The organism is Ruegeria sp. K7 (genome assembly GCF_056531785.1).
Window position 1 is genome coordinate 1 of the sequence record NZ_JBQFMJ010000040.1, and the last position, 4,227, is coordinate 4,227.

General features: G+C 54.1%; 2 protein-coding genes and 1 tRNA gene. 1 reads left to right on the plus strand and 2 read right to left on the minus strand.

Annotated elements, in window-relative coordinates; translation table 11 throughout:
• Positions 1-3 precede the first annotated feature (3 nt).
• Positions 4-78: transfer RNA gene (locus ACR0FE_RS23545), tRNA-Phe, on the plus strand.
• Between the two features lie 243 nt (positions 79-321).
• On the opposite strand, the gene ACR0FE_RS23550 is transcribed toward ACR0FE_RS23545, so the two are convergent.
• Positions 322-1,341: a linear amide C-N hydrolase gene (locus tag ACR0FE_RS23550; RefSeq protein WP_480915550.1), complete on the minus strand. Its 1,020-nt coding sequence runs from the start codon at positions 1,339-1,341 to the stop codon at positions 322-324.
• 644 nt (positions 1,342-1,985) lie between these two features.
• Positions 1,986-3,629: a sulfatase-like hydrolase/transferase gene (locus ACR0FE_RS23555; RefSeq protein ID WP_480915551.1), complete on the minus strand. Its 1,644-nt coding sequence runs from the start codon at positions 3,627-3,629 to the stop codon at positions 1,986-1,988.
• Positions 3,630-4,227 lie beyond the last annotated feature (598 nt).

A 4,227-nucleotide genomic window follows, 5' to 3' on the forward strand; every position in this document is an offset into this window, starting at 1 on the left:
CGTGCCCGTGTAGCTCAGGGGTAGAGCAGTGGATTGAAAATCATCGTGTCGGTGGTTCGATTCCGCCCCCGGGCACCACTTAAATTAAACAAAAACAGATGCTTACTGAACTTAGCGTGCTTACGCCGAAGTGCATTTTCGCCTTTGGGTGACAATTTGGGTGACAGCTGACGAGTTTTGTACCTGATTTTCTTGTAAGCGGACATTGATGGACACCGCAGCGAAGGACTGCTCGGAGCCCAAAGCCGACAGTCTTTAAATCTTTATTTGCTGCAGCCCAGCTTCACAAAACCCGTCACCGGCCGCCTCAAAAAGAGATTATTAGTTGTTTTGATATTTTGGACTCGGGTGAATGCCTAGTTCTTGCCGTTCAGGCAAATTGGTATCGAACATGGTAAAATTGTAAATCTCTCCAGTCCAGGTATCGTAGCGATCCAACACCCACTCGAGTTCATTTCGGTCTGTATAGATGGTCCACAATGTCGGAAACACGTCATTCACAAACGGATCCACTTGATCGTAGCCCGCAAAAATAGTCGCGCCAGCGCCTTTTATCGAAAGCTTGGCGGCCTCATTATCTGTTACATTGCGCGCATACATATCGGATAGTACAGCCTTGGCACGTAAACGTCTGTCGTAGGAGCGGATGGTCGCGCCCGGTGCTGTTTGTTCTTTGTCCAAAATCAAATGGGCCGCGAACTCAGGATCGTTGGACATATATGCAGTGCCCTCTTCTTCCTGGAAAATTTGCATCTCACCACGAACAAATTCTACGACTGCGGTATTGCCAGCTCTGTCGGCAAACTGGAAATGCGCTGGAGTAATCTCAGAGCAATGGTTCATGTCGTTGTGCGGCGGCAACCCACAAATGCCGGTATTTATCACGTCAATCGTCTGGAGTGCTTCAACGACTTGCGGCACGGACTCGAAGTTATCAACCGCCCATTCGGCAAGCCGAACCACATCAACGTCTGTTTTGGCATCAGTAGGTTTGGGGTAAGACGTATATGCTGTGTAATCGGGGCCCAAATACAGCATTCGCGCTTCCAGCCCTTTTTCATTCATGGATTCAGCAACGACTTTTGTCAAAAAGCTTTCGATCTTCAATGACGCATATTTTGACGTTGTCGTTATCGCACCTTCTGTATCGGCATAGGTGTTTTCAATGCCAGCCCCATCCCCGACGACTCTTGCGTCATCGTGTCCAAACCAGTCCATTGTACGAACAGATAGTGCCGCGCCGCCATTGTTATAAACGGCAGTGGTACAAGCTACAGCGATACCCGTTGCTGAAAACGAAAAGGCTGCGATGGCCAACAACGAGAAAAGCGTTCTGGACATGTGTGGTTCTCCAACAAAAAATACTTGGCCGGCTTGCCAAAATATGCTCCCAACCCAGGAAAACCCTAGCCTCGTCCGCGTAGAGTTCAAGTCATTCGCACGCTCGGTGATAATCTGCTGCGCTTGCATTGTTATCGAGATAAATTTGTCCAAACCTCTCATTAGCTGCGCCTCGCTGTCCTGCAATCTGTTGCAAAGTTGGGTGCTTGGCTAAATCCCCGAATAAGATGCCCTTCTTTCAGGATGCCTTCGCTGATGCAGCGCCAACTGAGCGCATGCAGCGAACGGCGGGAAAGTCCGCATAGCAGTCATTCATGACAAGTGCAGCGTATGACCGCTTTGAGCCCAAACTGCCCGTTCACTTGAGCCACCATAACCGTCTGCTATGCCGACATAGTCGCCGTTCGCTGCGGGTGCCGCCTGCTGACGCCTCCGCTCCCAGCAACCGACGGAATTGACGCAAACCCGACAATTGTAGTGACTCACTAAAAGGTCACCCAAGCAGGTCGCCCTGTCGCTCACCCTAGTTATCCCGACAGGCCCTTTCGTGCTCTAAGCCGAGGTTCAACACGTTGGCAAACCTCGGCTGAAACACAGGGTGTTAACGTACTAGCCGAATAGTGCTCACCCGCCGTTGGCCGTGGTTACTCGTCCTGCCAACTCGCAAACGTCTTACGAGCTAGCTCGCTCTCGGGGCGGAGGTTTTCGATGCCGCCGTAGGGTTCATCCTTGCCAATCGGGCGGTGCGGGTACTTCGCTATCATCTTGGCATGGCGCTTTGCCATGTCCTGAAATGACGCCCCGGACCAGAGCGATCCACCGATGTCGGGGGTTGTCTCTCGAGGATCGCGCAGGATGTTAAAGACCGGCGCTGCAGCCCCTGGTACACCCGGTGCTGGCATGTGCATCTTGAACTCCTGCTTTACGATCGAGCGCAAGACCGGGCCTTCGTAGATATAAACATAGTCTCGGCGCGAATTTCCTTCGCCTTCCAGCAACAACGCTGTCTGGTCCACCCCGTCGATCACCCGGTCGCGCGGGATGAATTCCGTGCCACCGGCGATGCGGGCCAACGTGGTGTAGAGGTCGGAGACGTGGATAATGTCTCCCGCGTAGCTTCCACCTTCGATGGCTTGCGGCCATCGCACGAACGCGTCCACGCGTACCCCGCCTTCGAGATGCTCTGCCTTGCCACCCCGATAGATTAACTCGATCATGCCGGAATTGGGTGAGTACTGCTTGAAGATGCCGTTGTCGGCCATGAACACCACAAGCGTGTTCTCGGCCACGCCAAGCTCGTCGACCTTGGCCATGAGATCGCCGAACCAATCATCCAACTGCTCCATCTTGTCGGCCATGAAGCCGCCATTGCGGGACCTTTGTTGATCGCTGGAGGTGAAATTGAGTGGATAGAGCGGCCAGTACTGTAGGAAGAACGGCTCCTCTGCGGCTGCGAGGCGTTCTAATTGTTCCAGCACCTGCCTCTGGTATGTCTCGTTCATGCGCTCGTAATGCCCTTGCGTCCATTCCTCGCCGGCCTCGAGGCCCACCTCGCGGGCTTGCTCTCCCGCCTTTGCTTCGAGCCCGGTAACCAAGCCATAGGGTTTGAACCGCTGGTCGATCGCAAACTCACTTGACTGGGTCGATGGATGCCAGCCGTTCAAATTGCCTGCGGCCGCGGCCTCCGGGGTCATCAGGCTCAATTGAACTTGCTGGTGCACAGGGAAAAACGCGACATCGAAGCCTTGATTGTGGGGAAAGGACTCCTCGATATCCCCTTGGTGCCACTTGCCGACGTGAGCCGTGTTGTAGCCCGATTGCTTGAGCACTTCGGCAATTGTGACGGCTTCACCGGCCAGGCCCTCGCCCACCAAGGCGACCTTTACTTCTTCCTGTCCAGCCCGAACCGGGTGGCTTCCTGTTAGGAACGCGGTGCGCGTCGGCGTGCACGAGGGTTCCGTATACATGCGCATCAAGGCAAGGCCTTCGGACGCGAAATCATTGATGTTCGGCGTGTCGAAACCGGCGACATAGTTCATCGCCCGGTTGCCCATCAAACCGAAGCTGACGTCATCGATCAGTACATAGAGGATATTCGGAGGCTTCCCATTGTTGGCGTCGCGAAGCTCTGCCAGACGTGAATCGATCCGAACGTCCTGTGCGGCCCATTCCTCGCCAAACTGGGCACTCAGGAAGTTGAACTCCCCATCGTGAATGATTGGACTATCCTGTGCCGTGGCCGCGGAGGCGGCGATCAGCGAGCCAAACACGCCTGTGATGAATTTCATTGGTTTTCCCTTCGCTGAACTAGCCGCTAAACACTAGGTCGTTGTTCGGGAAGATCAAGTTTCGACTTCAGTCGTCGGCAACGGTCACGACACGAGGTTACTAAGACGTCCACAATGTGCGATCTTGGGCAATCGCGGGTTTCGCTACATCAGCGATCCGGACGCCTAACTGCCTTTCCAATCGCCTTGCCTCAATGTCCGGTATTCGGTCGGACGCGTTTGATTGCCAAGGCTGCACCGGCGAAATCACTCAGGCGATCCAACGGCGGCAATACGCAGGAAGCGGTCGACTGGCTGAACCTCGCGACCGGCGGGATTGTCCGCTGAGCAGAAGTTCGACGTGAGCCGAGTGAATGGCCGCTTTGTTAAGCTAAGCAAGATCAAAACTCACAATTCAGAAATTCCTTTCGGCGCCTACGGAAAACCTCACAGGGAGACTTGGCTGGACTTTTTGGTCTTTCAGCGGTGGCATGACCGCCTTCAACCGTCTTGCCTATGCCAGCATTGCGGATCTGAATGACTAAGCTTGTTGACTGCGATAAGGCGCAAACAGCGGTATAGGTGGCATATATTCTGGTCCGAAAGATGTTAGTGAGGA